Source organism: Candidatus Nitrospira allomarina (assembly GCF_032050975.1).
Taxonomy (GTDB): domain Bacteria; phylum Nitrospirota; class Nitrospiria; order Nitrospirales; family UBA8639; genus Nitrospira_E; species Nitrospira_E allomarina.
In genome coordinates this window covers 3,768,456-3,792,042 of the sequence record NZ_CP116967.1, presented here as the reverse complement: position 1 = coordinate 3,792,042, position 23,587 = coordinate 3,768,456, and the positions used below count along the sequence as shown (strand labels likewise).

Annotated in this window: 10 protein-coding genes; 1 reads left to right on the top strand and 9 read right to left on the bottom strand. The window is 54.2% G+C overall.

Features of this window, described 5'->3' with window-relative positions:
- Nucleotides 1-707: 707 nt before the first annotated feature.
- On the bottom strand, nucleotides 708-3,200 hold the full coding sequence (locus PP769_RS16775) for a heavy metal translocating P-type ATPase (protein WP_312642293.1): 2,493 nt from the start codon (nucleotides 3,198-3,200) through the stop codon (nucleotides 708-710).
- A 641-nt stretch (nucleotides 3,201-3,841) separates the two neighbouring features.
- Between PP769_RS16775 and PP769_RS16770 the strand changes: the two genes are divergently transcribed.
- Nucleotides 3,842-12,448 carry a glycoside hydrolase family 94 protein gene (locus PP769_RS16770; protein ID WP_312642291.1) on the top strand — a complete coding sequence of 2,869 codons (8,607 nt, stop codon included), beginning with the start codon at nucleotides 3,842-3,844 and terminating at the stop codon, nucleotides 12,446-12,448.
- Between the two features lie 94 nt (nucleotides 12,449-12,542).
- Here the strand turns inward: PP769_RS16770 and PP769_RS16765 are convergent, their stop codons facing one another.
- The 8 genes from PP769_RS16765 to PP769_RS16730 form a co-directional block, all read right to left on the bottom strand.
- Nucleotides 12,543-12,908: a hypothetical protein gene (locus PP769_RS16765; RefSeq protein ID WP_312642288.1), complete on the bottom strand. Its 366-nt coding sequence runs from the start codon at nucleotides 12,906-12,908 to the stop codon at nucleotides 12,543-12,545.
- Nucleotides 12,909-13,394: 486 nt separating this feature from the next.
- The gene (locus tag PP769_RS16760; RefSeq protein WP_312642286.1) at nucleotides 13,395-14,735 is read right to left on the bottom strand and encodes a multicopper oxidase domain-containing protein; all 1,341 of its coding nucleotides are present in this window, start codon (nucleotides 14,733-14,735) and stop codon (nucleotides 13,395-13,397) included.
- 45 nt (nucleotides 14,736-14,780) lie between these two features.
- Entirely contained in the window at nucleotides 14,781-16,223 is a 1,443-nt protein-coding gene (locus tag PP769_RS16755) for a TolC family protein (RefSeq protein ID WP_312642284.1), read from the bottom strand.
- A gap of 287 nt (nucleotides 16,224-16,510) precedes the next feature.
- Nucleotides 16,511-16,855 carry a four-helix bundle copper-binding protein gene (locus PP769_RS16750; RefSeq protein ID WP_312642283.1) on the bottom strand — a complete coding sequence of 115 codons (345 nt, stop codon included), beginning with the start codon at nucleotides 16,853-16,855 and terminating at the stop codon, nucleotides 16,511-16,513.
- A 219-nt stretch (nucleotides 16,856-17,074) separates the two neighbouring features.
- Nucleotides 17,075-17,983, bottom strand: a complete 909-nt coding sequence (locus tag PP769_RS16745) for a copper resistance protein B (RefSeq protein WP_312642281.1) — start codon at nucleotides 17,981-17,983, stop codon at nucleotides 17,075-17,077.
- The gene (locus PP769_RS16740; RefSeq protein WP_312642279.1) at nucleotides 17,980-19,854 is read right to left on the bottom strand and encodes a copper resistance system multicopper oxidase; all 1,875 of its coding nucleotides are present in this window, start codon (nucleotides 19,852-19,854) and stop codon (nucleotides 17,980-17,982) included. The genes PP769_RS16745 and PP769_RS16740 overlap by 4 nt, the downstream gene beginning before the upstream one ends.
- Nucleotides 19,855-19,902: 48 nt before the next feature.
- Nucleotides 19,903-20,361, bottom strand: coding sequence for a tetratricopeptide repeat protein (locus PP769_RS16735; protein ID WP_312642277.1), 459 nt, complete (start codon nucleotides 20,359-20,361; stop codon nucleotides 19,903-19,905).
- A 97-nt stretch (nucleotides 20,362-20,458) separates the two neighbouring features.
- Nucleotides 20,459-23,581, bottom strand: a complete 3,123-nt coding sequence (locus PP769_RS16730) for an efflux RND transporter permease subunit (RefSeq protein ID WP_312642275.1) — start codon at nucleotides 23,579-23,581, stop codon at nucleotides 20,459-20,461.
- Nucleotides 23,582-23,587 lie beyond the last annotated feature (6 nt).

Below are 23,587 nucleotides of genomic sequence, written 5' to 3'. Positions count from 1 at the left end.
TACATTTGAGGGGGACGTTACTGCTGCTGATCTGGTCTTACCAGCTGAACCAAAATGAAACGATGGTGTCCCCTTATCTCACCTTCCTTGTTGCACGGGGTTAGCCGGAAAATTAAAGTTGATAGCCGTGCGATATCGGCTTTCAATGCTGTAATTTCGACAAGACACGATCCCGCCTCAAAGCCAAACGAACCATCCCATGTTCCTCCTTTCAGTTTTCTAGGATAGCGATAGCGCTGGCCCAAAGGGTTGTCCTTTTAGCACGCTTCGATTGAATTTTTTATTTTCCCTACATTTTCTGGACCATAAATTTGGCTCAGATCGACTTCCTCAGTGCAGATTAAGGATGTAAAACGGAATTGCTTCCCAGGATACAATTCATAATATCGTTTGCTAAGACCTTAAATGTTGTGGGTTTTTAAGATCCTCCTCTGGGTTATGTTCAAGAATTGCACCTTTCAAAAACATTCAATAGCGTGAAACATAAGGTGCAGCATGACAGGCCCAGGTCATAGCTGGCTTTCCTTGAAGATCGTTTCAAGGTGGTCCCAAGGCGTGAAGCAGAATCGAGATAGGCGTCTGAGAATGAAAGTAATTCCAGCGCATAGCTATCGGAACCAAAATCAGATTCGCAATGCATCTGGTATTTCATGTACCACGGGTCCTTGTAATAAACTTGCCCGATGCTTATTTAGGTCGTGAGCAATTTATAATGTCGTGGTTCGCAATCGGAGGGCATTGGTAATGACCGAAACCGAGCTAAATGTCATCGCCGCAGCGGCAATCATCGGACTCAAGAGGATGCCGAATGCCGGATAGAGAATACCCGCGGCAATCGGCACTCCGACGGCATTATAGAAAAAGGCAAAGAAGAGATTTTGCCGGATGTTGCGCATGGTCGCCTGACTAAGTTTGCGCGCTCGGGCTATACCCCGCAGGTCACCCTTGACCAACGTGATCCCCGCACTTTCCATGGCCACATCCGTGCCGGTTCCCATGGCGATGCCGACATGAGCCTGGGCGAGAGCCGGTGCGTCATTGATGCCGTCTCCGGCCATGGCCACGGTTTTCCCTTCTGCCTGTAGTTGCTTCACGATTTGGCTCTTTTGCTCGGGCAACACTTCCGCTTTCACCTCATCAATGTCGAGCTTCTTCGCAACCGCCTGTGCGGTCTGTTGATGGTCACCGGAGACCATGACTACCTGAATCCCTTCTTCATGTAACAGGCGAATGGCTTCCGACGTTGATGATTTAATCGGGTCGGCGACTCCGATGAGGCCGGCGATCTGGTTCTCGATGGCCACGAACATGACGGTTTGGCCATCACGGCGCAGGTCCTCGGCCTTGTCTGCCAACGGCCCGAAGGTCTCGGGCTTTACGTGAAACTCTTCTTCCAAAAACTTCCGTGTTCCGAGTGCCATATTCCGGTCCTGGACAGTACCGGTCACGCCTTTGCCGGTTTTCGACTGAAAGTCCTGAGTCTTCCATAACTCCAGCCCTTTGTCTTTCGCCCCGTTCACAATGGCGGAGGCCAGAGGATGTTCGCTGTTGCGTTCCAGGCTGGCGACCAATCGGAGCAGGTCCTCTTCCGGCATATCGGTGTGAGAAACGACTGACATCAGTTTGGGCTTGCCTTCTGTGAGGGTTCCCGTTTTATCGACGACAAGGGTATCCACTTTCTCCAATTGCTCCAGGGCTTCAGCATTCTTCATTAGGACGCCGGCTGTGGCTCCTCGTCCGGTTCCCACCATAATGGACATGGGGGTGGCGAGGCCCAATGCGCATGGACAGGCAATAATGAGAACGGCGACGGCATTGACCAGGGCATGAGCCATGCGCGGTTCCGGACCGAAAAACGCCCAGATCAAGAAAGTCAGCGCCGCTATCCCTACAACAATTGGCACAAAATAGCCGGCTACCAGGTCGGCCATCCGTTGAATGGGCGCCCGACTGCGTTGGGCCTCGCTCACCATGCGAACAATTTGCGCCAGGACGGTATCCCGGCCTACTCGTTCAACTCGCATCACCAATGTCCCTGTGCCATTGACGGTTCCCCCGGTAACCTGAGCTTCTGCTCTTTTTTCCACCGGTATGGATTCTCCGGTAATCATGGATTCATCGACAGCACTTTGACCCTCAAGAATAACTCCGTCGATCGGAATTTTTTCTCCCGGGCGGATCCGAAGCTTGTCTCCCGGATGCACGGAATCCAGTGGGACGTCTTCCTCCTCGCCATTCTCGAGAATTCGCCTGGCGGTTTTTGGTGCAAGGCCAAGCAGGGCTTTAATGGCGCTGCCTGTCTGGCTGCGTGCCCGTAATTCCAGGACCTGGCCCAATAACACAAGGACGGTGATCACGGCCGCGGCTTCAAAATACACGGCGACCTCACCACCCTCTCCTCTGAATGAGGCAGGAAATATTTGAGGCGCAATCGTCGCCACGGTGCTATAGACATAGGCCGTGCCGGTTCCCAATGCAATCAGTGTAAACATGTTCAGACTGCGATTCACGAGCGAAGCCCATGCGCGTTGAAAGAACGGCCATCCACACCATAAGACCACGGGCGTGGCTAATGCCCACTGTACCCAGGACAGGACCGAAGGTGGCAGGATATTCTGAAGGGGTTGGCCGGGAATCATTTCGGACATGGCCAAAATAAATACCGGAAACGCCAACACGAGACCGATCCAGAACCGTCGCGTCATGTCTTTAAGTTCGGGATTGTCTTCTTCTTCAAGTGTAATTTCCCTCGGTTCAAGCGCCATGCCACATTTGGGACAGGAGCCGGGCTGGTCCTGTACCACTTCAGGATGCATGGGACAGACATATTCCGTCCTGGTTGCCGGTGCAACGGCCATATCCGGCTCCAATGCCATGCCGCATTTCGGACAAGCAGCCGGTTTTGAAGATTCCACCCCCGGACACATCGGGCAAATATATGTGGTGCCCGGCTTCGCATTTTCGGTATCCATCGACTGCTGGTGTTTTCCGGTGAGATAGCCATCCGGATCATGGCTGAACTTGTCCTGGCAACGCGGATTGCAGAAGTAATACATGGCTCCCGCATGCTCGAATTTTCCGGCAGCGGTAAGCGGATCAACCATCATGCCGCAGACAGGGTCTTTCACCTGCGCGACCTTGGCCATGCTTAATTCCCGTCGCCGGGGCTTATCCTTGGGAGTATGAGATTCTTGTGCCATTGTTATTGTCCTTATTATCAACAAAAGAGAGTATGAAGGTGAACTGGCCTGAGAGAGACGTCCCCAGTGGCATAAGATATAACCCTTCGGTTCGGTTGGCGCTAAAAGATGAACTCGTTGTTTCAGTATAGTGAAATCCCGTTGTCATGGGGAAGCCGACCCAAAGTTTGAATCACGGCATTCGGCAACAGTTTTCTCACCCGCCATCGTGCCATGGCATTCCCTATCTCCATAGACGAATATAGTGTTAACATGGATTAAGCTGACAGGAGCGTGGGTCTAAAGCTATAGCAATCCGCAGCCAAACGGCTTGAGGCCTGTGCGGGGCTTAATCAACTTCGAGCAAGCTCCAAACCTTTGGCCTTGAATTCCAGCAAAAAGCGGTACTCATCCACTGTCCGTTTTAACCCGAATCTCAATCCCAGCCAAAACAATGTAGAAATTAGCCACCAACAGGTCACTGGCTGACGTGCTGAAAGCACGGAGCATGACATTTTGCCAAACCCAGGTTTAAGGCCGTTACTGCGCGGACGATCCAACGTTCGAGCGAGGAGAATGTCATCGTCATTAATATTTTCGGAAAAAATTTCGGACATTTATTACCTGCACGGAATGTGTTGCGTGACGCAGGGGATACAGAGTTGCTGCGCTCGGAGCTGTTCAGCATCGAGCAATTGAAACGTCATGCGGTCACGCTCGCTGGACAGCATCCAATCGATCCGCACCCTGGCCCGGACAGGTTATTACCACGGCTGGCGGACAATGAGCGTGTGCTGCTGGCGGCGTATGACCTTGTGACAGCCGCCGTGACGCCCGGACAACGTATCGTCCCGGCAGAGGCATGGTTGCTTGATAATTTTTATCTTATTGAGCAGCAGATCGTTCTGGCACGTCGGCATCTGCCGCGAGGGTACAGCCGGCAGTTGCCGCGACTGGCTGATGGCCCGTCAGCCGGTTTTCCCAGAATCTATGACCTGGCGTTGGAGTTGATCTCTCATATGGATGGTCGTGTCGACAGCGACAATGCCACCCATTTCGTCGCCGCCTACCAGACCGTTGAACCGTTACAACTGGGTGAATTGTGGGCATTCCCGATTATGCTGCAGTTGGCGCTATTGGAAAACCTTCGTCGCGTGGGGTTGCGTATTGCCCGTCGGCGCGAGGAGCGCGACGCGGCGATCAGTTGGGCCGACCGCATGCACGCGACGGCTGAAGAGAAACCGAAACAGCTTGTTCAGTTGCTCGCCGAGTTCGCCAATGCCGATGTGCCGTTGACCGCACCCTTTGTGGAGGAATTTTACGCAAGACTTCAGGCTCAGGGGCCGGCTATGGCGTTCATTCAAACCTGGGTCGAACATAAACTACTTGAACAAGGGGTGACGGCCACGCAGTTGTCGGAGGCGGCAGGCCGAACGGCCGCGACCAATCAGATCTCCATTGCCAACAGTATCGGGAGTCTGCGTTTCATTGGCGCAACGGACTGGAAGAATTACGTCGAGTCGCTCAGTGTCGTCGAACAGACCTTGTGTGAAGACCCGACGGGAATGTACACCAACCAGGATTTCGCCACCCGCGACCGGTATCGGCATGTCATCGAAGATGTGGCGAGAGAAAGTTCGTGCAGTGAATGGGCTGTAGCACGCCACGCCATTGTGCTTGCGCAGACGGCTGCAGCGCGAATGGGTTCTAACGACCGTGCCTCCCATATCGGATACTATCTGATCGATCACGGACGCGACCTACTGGAGCGTGGGGTGAACTGCCGTGTGTCGTGGAAATTACGGTTCAGCCGGGCCAGTCGGCCTTTCCGCCTGATCCTGTACCTCGGACCCATCCTGTTGCTCACGGCCCTTGCGACATCGGCGGTGCTGTTCTCTTTCGAGGGGTTCGGGCCGGGTGATTGGCGGTTCTGGTTTTTGGGCATAACCGGAATGATGGGTATCTCGGCGCTGGCCGTCTCGGTGGTGAATCTGGTCGTCACGCTGACCCTGGCGCCCCGGGCGTTACCACGCTTGGATTTCTCAAGGGGTATTCCCAACGCTCACCGCACGATGGTCGTGGTTCCCACCTTGCTGAGCAGGTCGCACGAGATTGATGATCTTCTGGAAGCCTTGGAAATCCGGTATCTGGGGAACCGCGATCCCCATTTGTTTTTTGCCTTGCTGACGGATTTTCGAGACGCGCCTGAGCGTATGCTGCCGAATGATGACGCATTGCTCGTCCGGGCTTCCGCAGGCATCCAGGCGCTCAATGAGACCTACCGCGAGGACCGCCCCTGCATCTTCTATCTGTTTCACCGACCTCGGGTGTGGAATTCATACGAACAGGTGTGGATGGGATATGAGCGCAAACGCGGCAAGCTGGAGCAGTTCAATGCCGTGTTGCGGGGAGAGGCGCAAACGGCATTCTCGGAAATGGTCGGTGATCCATCGCTCCTCAGCTCAATCAAGTATGTCATCACGTTGGATACCGATACGCAATTACCCCGTGACACGGCACGCACCTTAATCGGCAACATGGCTCATCCTCTCAATCGGCCGGTATACGATCCGGACAAGGGGCGTATCGTCGAAGGTTACGCCATTCTTCAACCACGCACGTCAATCAGCCTGATCAGTGCCGGGCAGTCACGGTTTACGAAACTGTTCGCCGGTGAATCAGGCGTCGATCCCTATACGCGCGAGGTCTCGGATGTGTATCAGGATATTTTCGGGGAAGGGTCGTTTATCGGCAAAGGCATTTATGATGTGGATGCGTTTCGTCAGGCTGTCGATGGACGTTTTCCTGAGAACCTCATTCTCAGTCACGACTTGTTGGAAAGCGGGTATGCGCGTTCAGCACTGGTCACCGATGTCGATATCATTGAAGAGCATCCGGCCAGTTATGCCATAGAGGCGAGCCGGCGACATCGGTGGATACGCGGGGACTGGCAGCTTGCCGGCTGGCTGCTCCCGCATGTGCCCGGACTGCCGGGATCAAATGGATCGAATCCGAAGCGGCTCCCAAACCCGCTGAAAGCCTTGTCGGTGTGGAAAATATTTGACAACCTTCGACGCAGCCTCGTGTCCCCGTCATTGCTGGCCTTGCTGATAGGTGGATGGCTGTTTGGTCCGGGATCGGCATGGGTCTGGACCCTGCTGGTCGCGGGGGTGGTGTTTTTGCCCATCGTGCTCGGCGCCATGATCGATCTCATACGAAAACCGGAAGAACGGGATTGGCTGGTGCACCTCATCCTCAAAAGCAAATCTACCGGCCATCCGTTCATACTCGCGTTGCTTACGGTGATCCTGTTGCCCTATGAGACGCTGATTAACCTGAATGCGATTCTGCGCTCGGGTGTGCGGATGCTGTTCACCCGACGCGGATTGTTACTCTGGCATATGCGATCCTATGTCAGTCGTAATGCGTGCCGGACACTGCCTGATTTTTTTATGGAGATGTGGATCGGGCCTGCTCTGGCGGTAATGCTGACCTTCGCATTAGTGATCAGCCGGCCGGAAGAGTGGCTTTTTTGTGCACCGGTCTTGTTGCTTTGGCTGGGGTCCCCGGTCGTCGGCTGGTGGATCAGTGTGCCCCTTGCGGTCCCCGTGCCGGACTTGACCGTTGAGCAACGGGCATTCTTGCGGGGGGCAGCCCGGCGAACGTGGCGGTTTTTCGCGAAGTTCGTCAGTCCAGAGGACAATTGGCTGCCACCCGATAATTTCCAGGAACATCCTGCTTCGGGCATCGCCTCCCGCACCTCCCCGACCAACATCGGCATGTCGCTTCTGGCGAACTTGTCTGCGTACGATTTCGGATACCTGTCCGCCGGAGAATTTCTGCGACGGACGGATCACACCTTGGCGACGATGGAAAAGCTGGAACGCTACCGCGGCCATTTCTATAACTGGTACGACACACGCACGCTAAAACCGCTTCGTCCCCTCTACGTCTCGTCGGTGGACAGCGGAAACCTGGCCGGCAGCTTGCTCACCTTACAAGCGGGATTGGCCGAGTTGAAAGATCAGCCGGTGCTGTCCTCGTGCCCGTTTCGGGGGTTGCAGGACACCCTGCAGGTCCTTGCCGAACACGTGCCTTCGATACCAGCCCCGGACCTTGCGAAACAAATCAAGGTTCTTCAAGACAAACTCGACACACTCACTCTAAACGGGGAGCCACAGACATTGGCGGCTGCCGATCGACTGCTGGGAGAAATTCACCACACCGCGGAGGAACTGGTGGCCTGGCTCCCGGCGGATAGCGATATCGACGGCGAACTGTATCAGTGGGCGCAGGCATTCGATCAGCAATCCTGCGCACTGCGGGATGACCTGAGAAGGTTGGTGCCCGAGCCACGGCATTTCACCAACATTCCGACCTTGGCGGTCTTGGCCAGAGAGAGAGTCGTGGGCACGGAAGGGCTGTCGTTAGCCGGTGTGGACCTAACCCCGCATACGGGTGCGGTGGAGCGGATCAGAATCATCGACGATTTGGTGAATCGCTGTCGCGAATTGGCGGTGATGGATTTTGAATTTCTCTATGATGCGTCCTGTGGTTTGTTGAACATCGGATACGATGTGGGGGAACGGCGCCGTGATCCGTCCTGTTACGATCTGCTGGCATCCGAAGCACGCCTGGCAAGTTTTCTCCTTATCGCGCAGGGACAGCTCCCGCAAAAGCATTGGTTTTCACTCGGTCGCCAGTTGACCAGTTATGGCGGCGCCGTGAGTTTGATTTCGTGGAGCGGCTCGATGTTCGAGTATCTCATGCCGCAACTGATCATGCCGAGCTACCAGAATACCTTGTTGGAGCAGACCTGCAAGGCGGTCGTGTCGCGCCAGATCGAATATGGTCGACAACGTGCGGTGCCCTGGGGTATTTCCGAGTCCTGCTATAACGCCACCGATATGCACCACGTCTATCAATACCGGGCGTTCGGCGTCCCCGGACTGGGCTTTAAGCGCGGGCTGGGAGACGACCTGGTCATCGCGCCTTACGCCAGCGCGCTGGCGCTCACCGTGATGCCGCGAGAAGCCTGTCATAACTTACAGACCATGGCTACCAATGGGTTCTGTGGAGTCTACGGATTCTACGAGGCGGTGGATTTCACGCCCTCACGCGTGCCTCGAGGGAAAAATCACGCCATCGTGCGCACATTCATGGCGCATCATCAAGGCATGAGCCTGTTGGCCTTTGCGCATGTCCTGCTCAATCGGCCGATGCAGCGCCGTTTCATGGCTGCCCCCCACGTACGGGCGACGGAATTGTTGCTGCAGGAGCGTGTGCCGAAGAAGGGAGCGACGTTGCATCCGCATGCGGCTGAAGTGAGCGCCGCCGCGCGGCCTCCCGCTGCGGAAGGCGGTGCCATCATGCGCGTGTTTATCGACCCGAACACGCCCATACCTGAAGTGCATCTGATGTCCAATGGCAGGTACCACCTCATGGCGACTCATGCCGGGGGCGGCTACAGTCGCTGGCGTGACCTGGCCGTAACCCGTTGGCGCGAGGACGTCACGTCCGATTGTTGGGGCACATTCATTTACTTGCGTGACCGCGACTCTGGACGGTACTGGTCAACGGCGCATCAACCGACATTGCGCAAGGCCGATCACTATGAAGCAATTTTTGTGCAGGGGCGCGCCGAATATCGGCGGCGCGACCAGGGGATTGAAGCGCACACTGAGATCAGCGTGTCACCTGAAGACGATGTTGAAATCCGGCGCGTCACGCTCACCAACCTGTCGAGTCGTACCCGTCACATCGAGGTGACGAGCTACGCGGAGGTCGTATTGGCGCCATTGAATGCCGACCTGGCCCATCGATCATTCAGCAACCTGTTCGTGCAAACTGAAATCCTACCGGACCGTCAGGCGATCCTTTGCCGGCGGCGTGCCCGCACGCCGGGGGAGGCGGTGCCGTGGATGTTTCACCTGTTGGCCGCGCCCGGGGCTGTAGCCGACGAGCCCTCATACGAGACGGATCGCTCCAAATTCATCGGGCGGGGCCGAACGGCGGCCAACCCTGTGGTGTTGGAGAGCGATGATCGTTCGTCGACGTTGTCGAATTCGGATGGTTCGGTGCTCGATCCTATCGTGGCCATTCGCCGCACCATCGCTGTGTCGTCCGATGAATCGTCGATCGTGCAGATTATCTCCGGTGTCGCCGACACCCGGGAGGCCGCGTTGGCGTTGCTTGAAAAATATTGTGACCGGCACTTCGTTGAGCGTGCCTTTGAAATGGCCTGGTTCCAAAGTCAGGAGGTGCTGCGTCATCTCAACGCCACCGAGGCGGAGGCTCAGGTCTATGGTCGTCTGGCCACCTCAGTCATTTTCGCCAATGGCTTGCACCGTGCTGCACCGAGCGTCATTGCCCGCAACCAGCTTGGACAGTCGGGGCTTTGGCGCTTTGTCGTCTCGGGTGATCTGCCAATCGTTCTGCTCCGTATCGGCGACCGGAACCGGATTGATCTGGTTAAACAGGTGCTGCAAGCCCATGCCTATTGGCGCATGAAAGGTTTGACTGCGGATTTGGTCATCGTCAATGAGGATTTCTCGGGCTATCGGGCGGTTCTCCAAGACCAGATCATGGGGCTGATCAATGCGGGTCCCGAAGCGCAAATTCTTGACAGACCGGGTGGGGTCTTCGTGCGACGTGCCGAAGAACTGTCGGAGGAGGATCGGGTCTTGTTCCAGACGGTCGCCCGGGTCGTGCTGACCGATACTGCCGAAACCTTACTCGAGCAGGTGGAGCGCCTCGTCCCGGTCGTGCGTGTGCCGGACCGTTTAGAGTCATTGCGGCAACCGGCAGTCATACCGGCCCAGCCCCTGGCGGCCCGTGATCGAATTTTCTGTAACGGTCTGGGTGGCTTCACGCCTGATGGGCGCGAATATGTCGTCACTCTCGAACCCGGTCAGCACACACCGGCGCCCTGGGCGAATGTCATCGCCAGCCCGCACATTGGCACGGTCGTCAGCGAGAGCGGGAGCGCGTATACCTGGGTGGAAAACGCGCACGAGTTCCGTCTGACTACCTGGCATAATGACCCGCTGAGCGACAGTAGCGGTGAGGCGCTTTACATCCGGGACGAGGAAACCGGTGCGTTCTGGTCGCCGACGCCATTGCCCGCATCCGGTCGATCGGGCTATGTGTGTCGGCACGGGTTCGGGTACAGCGTGTTCGAGCATCACGAAGCCGGCATTGCCTCGGAACTGTTCACCTATGTCGCCATGGATGCACCGGTAAAGTTTGTGGTGATCAAGTTGCGCAACGATTCGAAGGGGCCGCGTCGATTGTCGTTGACCGGGTATTGGGAGCTGGTGCTCGGTGAGTGGCGCCACACCAATATGATGCACATTGTGACCGAAACCGATCCACACAGCGGAGCCCTGTTTGCGCGCAATCCGTATGGCCGCGAATGTACCAACCGAATTGTCTTTGTGCAGGTTAACGAGCGCGAGCGCACGGTGACCGGAAACCGTACAGAGTTCATTGGCCGCAATGGCTCCCTGGCCAGCCCGGCTGCGATGCGCCTCAAGCGCTTATCCGGCAAAACCGGTGCGGCTCTGGACCCCTGCGCGGCCATACAGACCTCGATCGAACTGGCCGAGGGGCAGGAGCGTGAGATCGTGTTCGTTTTTGGCGCGGCCCGCAACACGGATGAGGCGCACTATTTTATCGAACGATTTAGTGGGCCGGTTGGGGCACGATGGGCTTTGGAAGCGGTGTGGAACCACTGGAACCGTACGTTGGGAGCGGTGCATGTGGAGACGCCGGATCGAGCGTTGGACGTGTTGGCCAACGGTTGGTTGCTCTACCAGACGTTGTCCTGCAGGCTCTGGGGCCGTAGCGGGTATTATCAATCGGGTGGGGCTTACGGGTTCCGTGATCAATTGCAGGACACCTTGGCGCTTATTCATGCCACGCCATGGCTCGCCCGAGAGCAGTTACTTCGTTGTGCCGAGCGTCAGTTCCGCAAGGGTGACGTACAACATTGGTGGCATCCACCCAATGGGCAAGGTGTACGCACGCATTTCTCCGATGATTATCTGTGGCTTCCGTATGCCGCCTGCCGGTATGTTCTGGCCACTGGCGATACGGGAGTCCTCGACGAGTCTGTCCATTTCCTCGAAGGGCGTGAGTTGAATCCGGAAGAGGAGGCCTACTACGACCAGCCGCAACGTTCGACTGAAGTGGCCAGTCTTTATGAACATTGCGTGCGGTCAATCACACACGGATTACGTTTCGGCGAACATCAATTACCTCTCATGGGGTGCGGCGATTGGAACGACGGGATGAATCTTGTCGGTCGTGATGGCAAGGGTGAGAGTGTGTGGCTGGCGTGGTTCCTCTATGAAAACCTTCAGCTGTTTTCCGGCCTGGCCCGTCGTCGAGGGGATGAGGCATTTGCCGACATGTGCACCGGGCGGGCTTCGCGGCTGCGCGACAGCATTGAGGCCAATGCCTGGGACGGCGAATGGTATCGGCGGGCGTATTTCGATGATGGCACTCCCTTGGGCTCCTCCGAGAATGCCGAATGCCAGATTGATTCGATCAGCCAGAGTTGGGCGGTCATTTCGGGCGGCGGCGAACCCAATCGAGCCCGTCAGGCGATGGCGGCGGTGGACACACGTCTGGTGCGACGCGAGGCGCAGCTCATTCAACTGCTCACTCCGCCATTCGACACTTCAGACCTTGAGCCCGGTTATATTAAAGGCTATGTGCCCGGCGTTCGCGAAAATGGTGGCCAATACACTCACGCCGCCATTTGGACGACGATGGCGTTTGCCATGTTGGGTAACAGAGAGCGGGCGTGGGAATTGTTCAACATGCTCAATCCCATCAATCACGGGAGTCTACCGGATGCTAGTGAACGGTATAAGGTTGAGCCCTATGTCATGTGCGCGGATATTTACGGTGCTCCGCCACACACCAGCCGGGGAGGGTGGACGTGGTACACCGGAGCGGCAGGCTGGATGTACCGGCTAACCGTGGAAACACTCCTGGGCTTGCAACTGGAAGTCGACTATCTGCTTATTGCCCCCTGTATCCCGGCCCATTGGGAGTGGTACAACATTCACTATCGCTTTCGAGAGACCGTTTATCACATCACCTTCAAGCGCGTGGGGAAAAAGCCGGAACATGTGAGCCGTATTTCGATGGACGGTGTCGAGATTGATGGAATAGGCATAGATGCGACAGGGCGACCTCTGGGCAGGATACACATGGTGGACGACCGCAGGGATCACTTCGTTGAGGTGGATTTGAGCTAAGGGGAGGGATCTCGGCTCTCCTGCTCGTTTTGAAAATTCTCACTCCCAAACACAGAGTGCTGGAAGGTCTGTTGCGTCGGGCCCGGGGCGCGGGCTATTTAGTCGCTTGGAGGTCTCTGTGGATTTGTGCAAGTTTTTCAGCCGTATCGGCTGCGTCCGAATAATCATCAGCTAAATCTTTTCCATGCATGATTATGGTTAATTTGTCTTCATGAAATTCTTTTGAATCGTAATCACCAACTTCCCCAACCATCGCACGCAATTCCTCTGCGCGCTGTCGAAGAGCGGCGGCTTCCTGTTCGTACCATTTTGCCAAGGCAACATGATCATGCTGTTTAACTAATTGGGCGGGTGGACCATATTTTTCGACCAATTGGGCAGGGGGGCCGGACCCACATCCGGTCATCATAGTGATCGTGGTAATTGTGATAAAGATTATCGATGTGAAGCCGTGTGCCATGTTTCGGCTCCTTTGAATTTTTTATTTACACAGTGCTGAAATTGAATTCTATGAGGGTTCCGATTCACCAAGTATATGCCAACCCCATATTTTTTTTGTGGTCATTTCAATTTTCCCATCTGCCCGACGGTATGATTTAATCATGGCATATTTGATTTTTGAACGGCCAGTATAAGTCAATAATGATGGATACGCTTTGTTCTCAGGTCAGAACTTTATGAATGCGCGTGGAATGTGTGGCATCTATCATTCGGCCACGGAAAAGGCAGAAGGATAATCCTCGTCGGGAGACAAATCCAGTTGTGGGGGCTATGAATGAGCTGACGATTGCTAAATGGATAAAGGGAAAAGACCGTGCAGATTCAACCTATTGTCCTCTAGTTGAACAATCATTGGCCATGTTTCCGGTACTGGCCTTTTGCGATGGCTTCAAAAATGGCGCCCGGAGGAATGTGTTCATCGCTATGCATGACGAGATCATAGAATTCATCCGGCAAGACCCGCATGACCGTCATTAAACCTTTGACGCCTTCGTGCCATTTTTTGACGCATCCCGCGAGTTTCCCGCCGGGCGTTGATTTGTTGCATGGCTTCCTGACTCATCTCCATACTCTGCATTTTTTGTGGATAGCCGGGTACGCCAAACGCCGGACTTTCCAGGACGGGTTTTGCCGGAGGTCGGTTAGGAAGAGAATGCAGATATTTCGACACCTCTTCTTCCCCGCGTATGCGCGGGCCCACCTGGCGCACCATGTGATTCATCATATGGTGCACCATGTGACAATGAAAGATCCAATCTCCCGGATTGAACGCCACAAATTCAAAATCCTGCGCCATCGCCACGCCCACCAGGGTGGTGTTTCTTGGGATCCAGGCAGTGGGAGGAATGCGTCCGCCTTCGGTGCCTGTCAACCAAAATGTGTGGCCATGGATATGAATCGGGTGATGTTGCATTGGGCTGAAATCGATCAATCGGATGCGGACCCGTTCACCATGCTTACAAACGAGGGGAGTGGTATAAGGGCCGCTGCGTCCATTGATGGTATGCCAGTTCCAGTCCATGCGCATGGAATCCGCCGTTGTCGAATTGGGTGGAATAAAAAAATTCTGAAAAATAAGTCCGAAATCACGATCCACCGGAGGATCGTAGGCCACGCGGGGATGAATGATAAAAAATCCCACCATACCGAAAGCTTCCTGCATGGCCACATGACTATGATAAAAAAATGTGCCGGTCTGGTGCAGATCGTATTCGTAAACATACGTCCCGCCAGCTGGAATCAGATGTTGAGTGACACCGGGGACCCCGTCAAATTCCACCGGGAGTTCCAATCCATGCCAATGAACTGAAGTGGGTTCCGGCAGTTCATTATGGACGATGATGCGAACTCGCTCCCCTTGAAAGGCTTCCATGGTGGGCCCGGGCATGCTATCGTTAAAGCCCCAGACATGCATGAATTTCCCGGGAAGAAATTCCCGGCTTACCGGTGTGCATCGCAGCTCGAATTCCTTTACACCATTCACCATCTTCCAGGAAAGTTTTTCCAGGTCTGGAGTTTCGAGTGGGACGGGTTCGAGCCCGGATTTTCGCAATCCAGGAACAAGTTTTCCCAGATATTCATCGGAGTCCGGAGGCCCTCCGAAACTGGGACGATAGCGTGAATAACGGGAAAACTTTTTATTGGAATTTTTGGCTGTCTGGGTTTGGTCTGTGCGGGACCGGGAGGGATCGAGTGGCTCACCTTGACCCAATTGAGCCGACAAGGTTCCTGCGGCCAGTGCAGCTCCGGTTGCCAAAATCTGTCGTCGTGTCACGCCATCGCTCATTGTACAATCTCCATAGAGAAAAAAGCGTCTTGGGGAAATTGATGCTTATCTGGGTTTGGGATTCGCATCAAGGTGCCCAGGCGGTGTCACACCCTGCGGTGCCTGAAGGCCGTCAATGAGCAGCAGTCCTTCAATGGTCACTCTGGCGGTTCGCCAGGCAATTAACTGATTGATATATTCCAATCGAAGCATGAAGAAATCCCGTTGAGCTTGCAGCACCTCCGGCCAGGTTTCACGGTCGGATTGATAACTCTGTAATTGAACGCGATACCGTGCCTCTGATTCGGGCAACAGAAAATCCCGATAACTCGTAATATGTTGAAGGGCGGTGAGATACTGTTGAAACTGTTCGGCTAAACTTCGGCGCAATCGAAGCTCCGTAAGTGTGACTTGGGCCTCTTGTCGGCGGAGATCGGCCCGGGCCTGTTGTATCGTTCCCTGGTTCCAATCAAAAATGGGAATTTTGATAAACGCTTGAATGCCATAGACCGTCTGTGTTTCGACATAATTCCGGCCGGCCGAACCTCTAAGGGTTATGTTGGGGATAGGTTCCGCCTGTTCCCGCTGAACCATAATTTGATCCGATCGCACATTGGCATGCGCCAGGGCCAGTTCAGGGCTTTCCTGCAGTAACCTCTTGAGGGCCTCCTCGAATCGGATGGGAGGCAGATCTTCTGCCAGCATTCCTGAAACCGCTTGATTGGGAAGGGACGTCCCCACGAGAGCCATTAAGCGCTCCCTTTCCATTTGGAATTCATTTTCCGCCATGAGCACGGACAATTGTTGCTGTTGAAGTTGCACTCGGGCCTGGCGCAGATCAGCCTCATTGGCTTGGCCGACATTAAACATTTCCTTGACGGTCAAGAGCTGATCCTGCCAACTTTTGAGAAGCTCCCGTTGGATGTCTACCCGCTCCTGAAATCCCAAAAGGCGATAATATTGGATTACGATCCCGTTCATCACACGATATTCCTGCGCAAGGGCCTGATATTCAGCGGCGGAAGCTCGTGCTAAATATTTCTCACGACTCAATTCGAGTTTTCCCGCCGTGACAAATTCTTGTTGAATAAATCCTCCCTGAAATTCTCCAATGGTGTTCTTGACGTTGATCTGATCTCCTGAATAACCACCGACCGGATTTGGGTAGAGGCCCGCCTGAAGAGCCTTGGCCCGTTCTCCCTCGACCAGAACCCAGGCCTGTATCAAGGTAGGATTATTTTTCCGTGCGAGATTCTTGAGCCGCGGAAGTGAAAGGGTTCCGTCGTCATGCTCGTCATCCGCCTGGGTCTGACCTTCTGCCGGTACCGTGTGCAGGTGTTTCTCATTTTGGAGATCCGGAAATAAAGTTGGGATTCCCTTCTGAGGATACATGTTCGGTCTAGGCAGTTCATCCATCTGATTATCATGGAAAGGGATAGCACATCCGGAAAATCCCAATCCGAAAACCAGAATTGGCCACCCTAACCCGGCCATGGAGATCTTGATCATTTGTAAATCCTATAAAACACGTTGTGTCTTTTTTTAAAGAGTCTAGGATATTTTCTCCATGGTCGAACTGGATAACTTCGAAAATATGCCTAATTAAATATTCAATCGAATCTTCGATAGAATCAGGCAGATCACCCTTACCGGTTTTGGCCCATTCCAAGATACAGGTAAAAAATCAAATTCGGGAAATGGTCCAGTTTTTAAGAACTAGATTTTATGGAGGGAAGGGAGATCGACCTCATCGGGCATGCCTCCGGAGGCTTTGCCCGATGAGTAGTCAACGAAGTCTATCGCCCGGCGCCCACAGGTTGTTTTTTTGCTCCTGCACCCATTTTGCGACATTCTTCCGCGCATCGGCGACAGGCTTCCGCACAGCGTCGGCAATGCTCGTTGTCATGTTTCTCGCACTCCTTGGCACAGGCGTCACAAATTGTGGCGCAAATGTCGCAGAGTTCCGCACTGAATTGAGAATCTCGACTCATAAATGCCGTACAGGTCCAACAGAGATCTGCGCAGTCTATACAAAGCCTGGCACAGTCGGGCATGTCACCCAAGCATTGATTCCCGCATGATTCGCATTCCTGAGCACAGCGCACGCAGGCTTCTATACAAGATTGGTGTTGATGTGCCATGAATCACTCCTCCTTTCCTGAGGCTGCCGGTCACATCCTCATTGAAAAATAGAATAATGCCGATTCCTGTCTCCCACGATAACTGGACGACTTTCCCAAGAAAACTGTCGATAACCCTTGAATAGTGTGATGGCGAGGCTGTAGATGTTTTGTGCTATTGGAAAAGAAAAGCTCCGGCTACACAATCATTTGCAGGCGCATATTGCGGTATAACTATTCTTAAAACCAGAGCCTTACACCCACCACGAATCGTATCTGACTGGGATTTCCTCCTTCTTGCCGTACAAGCGAGGCGGTATCTCCAAAACTTTTGTCCAAGGAGATTCCCACGTAGGGGGCAAATTCCCGTCGGATTTCATAACGCAGCCGAAACCCCAATTCAAGGTTATTCAGTCCTGAACCCGTTGTGAACTTTCGTACACGTTGAATCGCGGCATTCGTCTCAAAGCGAGGCTGGAGGATCAGCCGTTGCGTAAGGGAGAGATCTTTGGTCGCGGTCAATCGTGCGGACAGGTCCCCATGTTGACTAATGAAGAAGGCGGGCTGAATTTCATAGTTATACGGGACGAGACCTTGTAGTCCGATCACCGCCAGTCCTCGCGTGACATTCCGTCCCCGATAGGATTGTGTTTCGACGCGCCCCCCTACTTGTAAATCGTAATACTGCTGAATGAAGCGTCCGAAGAGGAGTTGTGAATCAATGTCGTAGTTGGCCTTAAATGCCGTGTCCCGCTGGCCCTCGCTTTTGAACCAGATTCGATTGTAGTCACCGCCGTACCAGCCCTCGATGTCCCATCGGTAGTCGTCGTTACTTCCGTCCCCGCCAATGTTCGGCCGGTATTCCAGAACGTCGGCGAGAAAAAAACCGTGGCGCTGCTCATCCATGACAGGACTGGGCCAGTCCACTTCTTTGGATTCAGGTGATCCCGTGGCGGACATTTCTCGGAGTACCCCGGATCGGGTGTCAGTCTGGCCATCCGGCTGTATTGTATGGGGGTGGTAAGTGTGTTCATGCGCGGAGGTTGATTCGTCGGGGATGGATTGGGCAAAGATGCCTGACGAATGGAAATCCCAAATAAGGAGACTGATGACCGTGAGTGAGAGGAGGCATCGAACAGATATCCTCATGAATGCACCGAAGGTTCCACGCCAGAAACTTCAACGACGCGGAACATGCCCGCTTCCATATGCATGAGCAGATGGCAGTGAAACGCCCAACGTCCGGGAGCGTCCGCCGTGATGGCGACGGAGAGTCGCTCAGCCGGTTTCACGATGACGGTGTGTTTGCGTGGCAGGAAGGTCCCTGCCCCGTTCTCAAGGTGCATCCACATCCCGTGCAAGTGTAGGGGATGCTCCATCATCGTATCGTTGACGAAGGTGAAGCGCAGCCGTTCGCCGTGACGAAAGAAAATGGGCTCCTTGGCTTCCGAATATTTTTTGCCGTCGAATGACCACATGTAACGTTCCATGTGGCCCGTGAGGTGGAGCTCAATTTCGCGCCCAGGTTCCCGCTGGTCGGGATAGGGCGCAAGGCTTTTCAAATCGGTGTAAACCAGCACCCGTGTGCCGGTATTCTCCAGCCCAATGCCGGGCTCATCCAGCTGTTGACGCGAATATTCGGCGACAGATTGATTGCCGGTACCATGATGACCCGGAGCATGTTTGACTGGTGTATTGCCGGGAATTTCCGATTGGCGCGATTCATCCGGTGGAAAGTCTGACATGTCGTGCATGTCATGCAGGTGTTCTGTGGCGTGGTTTTTGGACTTGTCCATTTCCGGAGGCTCCATGTGTGCCCCGCCGTGCTGATCATGTTTGTTCATGTCCCCCATGTCCATACTGTCCATGTGCATGCCCATGGCAGCCATGGTCCGGAGAGGCCGCGGACGACGGTCGGGGAGTGGGGCGGTCATTCCAGCGCTCGGAGCCAGTGTGCCTCGTGCGTAGCCGCTTCGATCAAGTGTTTCGGCAAAAATTGTATAGGCCCGATCCTCGGCTGGTTGGACGATCACATCGTAGGTTTCGGCTGGTCCGATACGTAATTCATCCACCGCCACAGGCTGCACATTTTGTCCGTCCGCCTGAACGACGGTCATGGTGAGTCCCGGCAGGCGCACGTCATAAAAGGTCATGGCGGTGGCGGCGATGAAGCGCAATCGCACTCGTTCACCTGGACGAAAGAGCCCTGTCCAATTTTGGTCAGGTGCCATTCCATTCATTAAATAGGTATAGATATACCCGGTAACGTCCGCGAAGTCCGTGGGGTCCATTCGCATCCGGTCCCACATCAGATAGTTCTGCAGCGCAGGCCCCAATCCCATTCGTGACACATCGGAAAAGAACTCGGGGGCGGTGCGCTTCTGGAAATTATAGTAGTCACTTTGCTTTTTGAGATTGGCAAAGACCGACTCCGGCGACTCGAAGGTCCAATCCGAGAGCACCACCACATAATCCCGATCGTAGTGAAACGGATCCGGCTCGATCGGATCGATGATGAGCGGTCCGTAAACACCCGATTGTTCCTGGAAGCCGGAATGACTGTGATACCAATAGGTTCCGCTTTGTCGGATGGGGTAGCGATAGCGGAAGGTCGAGGCCGGCTTGATGCCGGCGAAACTGACGCCCGGCACACCGTCCATGTCCGGCGGAAGAAGCAATCCATGCCAGTGGATGGAGGTATCTTCCATTAACCGGTTCGTGACATTGAGTGTTACGTTGTCACCTTCCTTCAATCGAATTAAAGGACCGGGTAACGTGCCGTTGATGGTTTTGGCCATTCCGGTCAACTCTCCGATTTGAAACGGAGATTCGGCAATGCGTAAATCAATGGTCTTTCCATGTAGTTCTGAAGGATATCCCGCTTTTGCCTTGGTTGTGCCGGCCAGAACATAGGAAGGAAGGAGGCGACCCAAAGCCGCCGTTATTCCAAGCGCACCAAACCCTTTCAGTAACGAGCGCCGCGTCATTCGAGTGTCATGACTATCCTTGTTGCTGCTCATGCGTGATCTCTCATTATATCCGGGCATACCAAAGATGTTTGGCGCGGATCAATGCTGATGTCCAAAATGACCATCTGGTGCCGATGTTGGTGTGCTTGACTCAACCGTGCCATATTTTCTGAACGGGGGAGCATTCCAAATGACGGGATGCCCCGGAGCTAAATCGGCCGCTTCGATAAAATGGGGACGCGCGGCTGAAACGGGCCCTTTTTTGTAGAGGGCCATGCCCAGGTTGTAATGGGCTTCGGCCAATGTTGGCTGGGCTTGAACGGCTTCTTCGTACTTTATAATCGCAGAGGTCCACCGGTGTTCGGCAAACAGACGATTGCCATCCAGGAGCAGTTGCGCGACCAGAGGACTCGCTTGCTCGGGTGGCGGGAGAGGTTCGTTTTGCGGCGGTTGAGGTGCGGTGGCACAGGCCGTGATTGTCCATAGCGCTATAAGAACCAGGAGACGCCAGTTCAGGCGACAGCTTGCCTCTCGTATGTGAGTGAATGGTTGCATCATGAATTAAATTGCCTTCCTCTTGTGAAGTTGATATTCCACCTATGATGGAGCTTTTACAATCTGGTGTGTTGTCGACATGAACCCTTATCAGAAATTTTCAATGAATTAATTGTAATTGCCGCTGACGCCAGATGAAATAGATGACGGGGATGACCAACAGTGTGAGCACCGTCGCCGAGACCATTCCGCCGATCATCGGCGCCGCGATGCGTTTCATGACATCTGCGCCGGTTCCGTGGGACCACATGATGGGCAGCAGACCCAGGATGATGGCCGAGGCGGTCATGATTTTTGGGCGGACTCGTAAGACAGCACCGTCAATGATAGCGTCACGAAGGTCCGCCAAAGAGTGCATGCGATTCTCCCGTTGCCGGCGGGCACAGGCCTCGTCCAAAAACATCACCATGATCACGCCGGTTTCTGCGGCCACTCCTGCCAGGGCGATCAGTCCGACCCATACGGCAATGCTGAGAGGATAGTTCAGGAAATCCACATAACAGATGGCCCCGACCAACGAGAACGGCACCGATAGCAATACCAGCAGACATCGGGGGACGGACTGAAAGTTGAGATACAGGAGGAGGAATATGAGAAATAGCGTGAGGGGAATCACAATCTTGAGTTTTTCCTGTGCCCGCTCCAGATACTGATATTGACCGGCCCATTGTAATGTATACCCGGGTGGAAGGGTGACGTGCTTCTGAACCAGGTCTTTGGCTTTGTGGACATAGGTGCCGAGATCCCCGCCTGCAATATCGACAAATACCATACTCGCTAACGATCCATTTTCATCTCGCACTGAAGGCGGTCCCGTGGTGGTGGAGATGTGAGAAAGTTGCGCGAGAGGGATCTGTTCGCCGTGTGGCGTGCTGACAAGCACGCGCTTGAGCGCTTCCACATCCTGTCGCAGATCACGCGGGTATCGAACATTAATCGGATAGCGTTCTCGCCCTTCAACGGTCCATGCAATATTTTTCCCGCCAATAGCGGATTCAATGACATCCTGCACGTCTTCAACGGTGAGGCCATAACGGGCCGCGGCGGTGCGGTTCACGTGGATATCGACATAGTACCCTCCCGTGACCCGTTCGGCGTAGGCACTTCTGGTACCCTGAAGTGTGGAAAGCAGACTTTCAATGTGTAGCCCGATGCGTTCCAGTTCTTCTAATTTGGGCCCCAGAATTCGAACCCCTAAACTGCTGCGAATGCCCGTGGCAAGCATTTCGGTTCGAGTTTGAATCGGCATCCACCAAATATTTGCCATCCCTGGAAATTTCACCTTTTGGTCCATTTCGGCAATGAGCTTGTCCCACGTCATACCGGGTCGCCAATCTTTCTGAGGCTTCAGGGTCACGATGGTCTCGCCCATATGTAAGGGAGCCGGATCGGTTGCGGTGCGCGCCCGACCCATTTTGCCCATCACTTGATCTACTTCTGGAAATTCTTTTAACAATCGGTCTTGCGTTTGAAGGATGGTGGAGGCTTGTTTGATGGACATGCCCGGAATGCTTGTGGGCATATACAGAATCGTGCCTTCGTTCAGGGGGGGCATAAATTCAGAGCCTAACTGTTGGTAGACGGGAACGACGAGGATCATACCGAGAATGGCCAAGCCGACGATCAGCCAACGGACTTTCAGGACACCTTTCAAAAGAGGGGTATAGATCCATACAAGAAACCGGTTCAACGGGTTTCGTCCTTCAGCCATGATCCGGCCGCGAATGAACCATTTCATCAAGAGGGGAGCCAATCCGATGGACAGCAGCGCCGCAAAGAACATGGCGAATGTTTTGGTGTAGGCCAGCGGCTTGAACAGACGGCCTTCCTGCGCTTCTAATGTAAATATGGGTAGAAACGAGACGGTGATAATGAGCAAAGAAAAGAAGAGAGGCTTGCCGACTTCCCGGGCGGCTTGAATAATGACGTCATCCCGTGAGCCTGAACGTCCTCGGGATTCCCACTCCTCCAAGCGACGGTGCGCATTTTCCACCATGACAATGACTGCATCGACCATGGTTCCGATGGCGATGGCAATGCCCGAGAGTGACATGACGTTCGAGGAGACGCCCAAATAATACATCGCAATAAACGACAAGAGAATCGCCACCGGCAGTAAGAGGACGGGAACCAGCGCGGAGCGAAAGTGAAATAAAAAGAGGAGACTAATCACGCTCACGACAATGGTGATTTCAATGACTTTTTCTTTCAAGGTGTCGATGGCCCGAAGAATTAATTCCGAGCGATCATACACCGGAACGATACGGATGCCCTCGGGAATGGAGGGCGTGATGGTTGTTATTTTTTCTTTGACCCGTTGAATGACTTCAAGCGCATTTTCGCCATAACGCATCACCACTATTCCACCGACGGTTTCTCCTTTTCCATTCAATTCAGCAATGCCACGTCTGAGATCCGGACCGAACGTCACGGTCGCGACATCGTGGACGGTAATGGGCGTCCCCTTTCCGTCCGTTCCGATGGGAATGGTTCGAAGATCGTCAAGCGATTGGATGTATCCGCGGCCGCGTACCATATATTCCCGTTCACTGGCCTCAATGACCCGTCCTCCTACTTCATTGTTACTGCGTCGGACAGCCTGAATGACCTGGGGAAGGCCGATACCATATCCCTGTAGTTTCACCGGATCGACCTGGACTTGATACTGTTTCACGAACCCGCCGATGGTTGCCACTTCCGCCACGCCGGGCACACTTTGCAACCAATAGCGCAAATACCAATCTTGAAACGAGCGAAGATCGGCCAGGCTATGGTTTCCGCTTTCGTCCACAAGGGCATATTGAAAGACCCACCCGACCCCGGTCGCATCAGGCCCTAAGGTTGGAGAGATTCCTTCCGGCAGTTTTCCCACCAGCCCTTGCATGTATTCCACCACCCGGCTTCGGGCCCAATACATGTCGGTTCCGTCCTGAAACACAATGTAGACAAAGGACAAACCCAGAAACGATTGTCCTCGAACATATTTTATGCGTGGAGCGCCTAACATCGAGGTGACAATGGGATAGGTAATTTGATCCTCAATCAAATCCGGGCTTCGGCCAGGCCACTCCGTCAAGACGATCACTTGCACATCGGATAGATCGGGCAGGGCATCCAGTGGCGTGTGATAGACCGCCCAGATTCCCCAACCCATCAGAAAAAGGGTAAGGATTCCGACCAAAAATCCGTTTCGCGCACTCCAGCCAATGATTCGTTCAATCATGTTGGA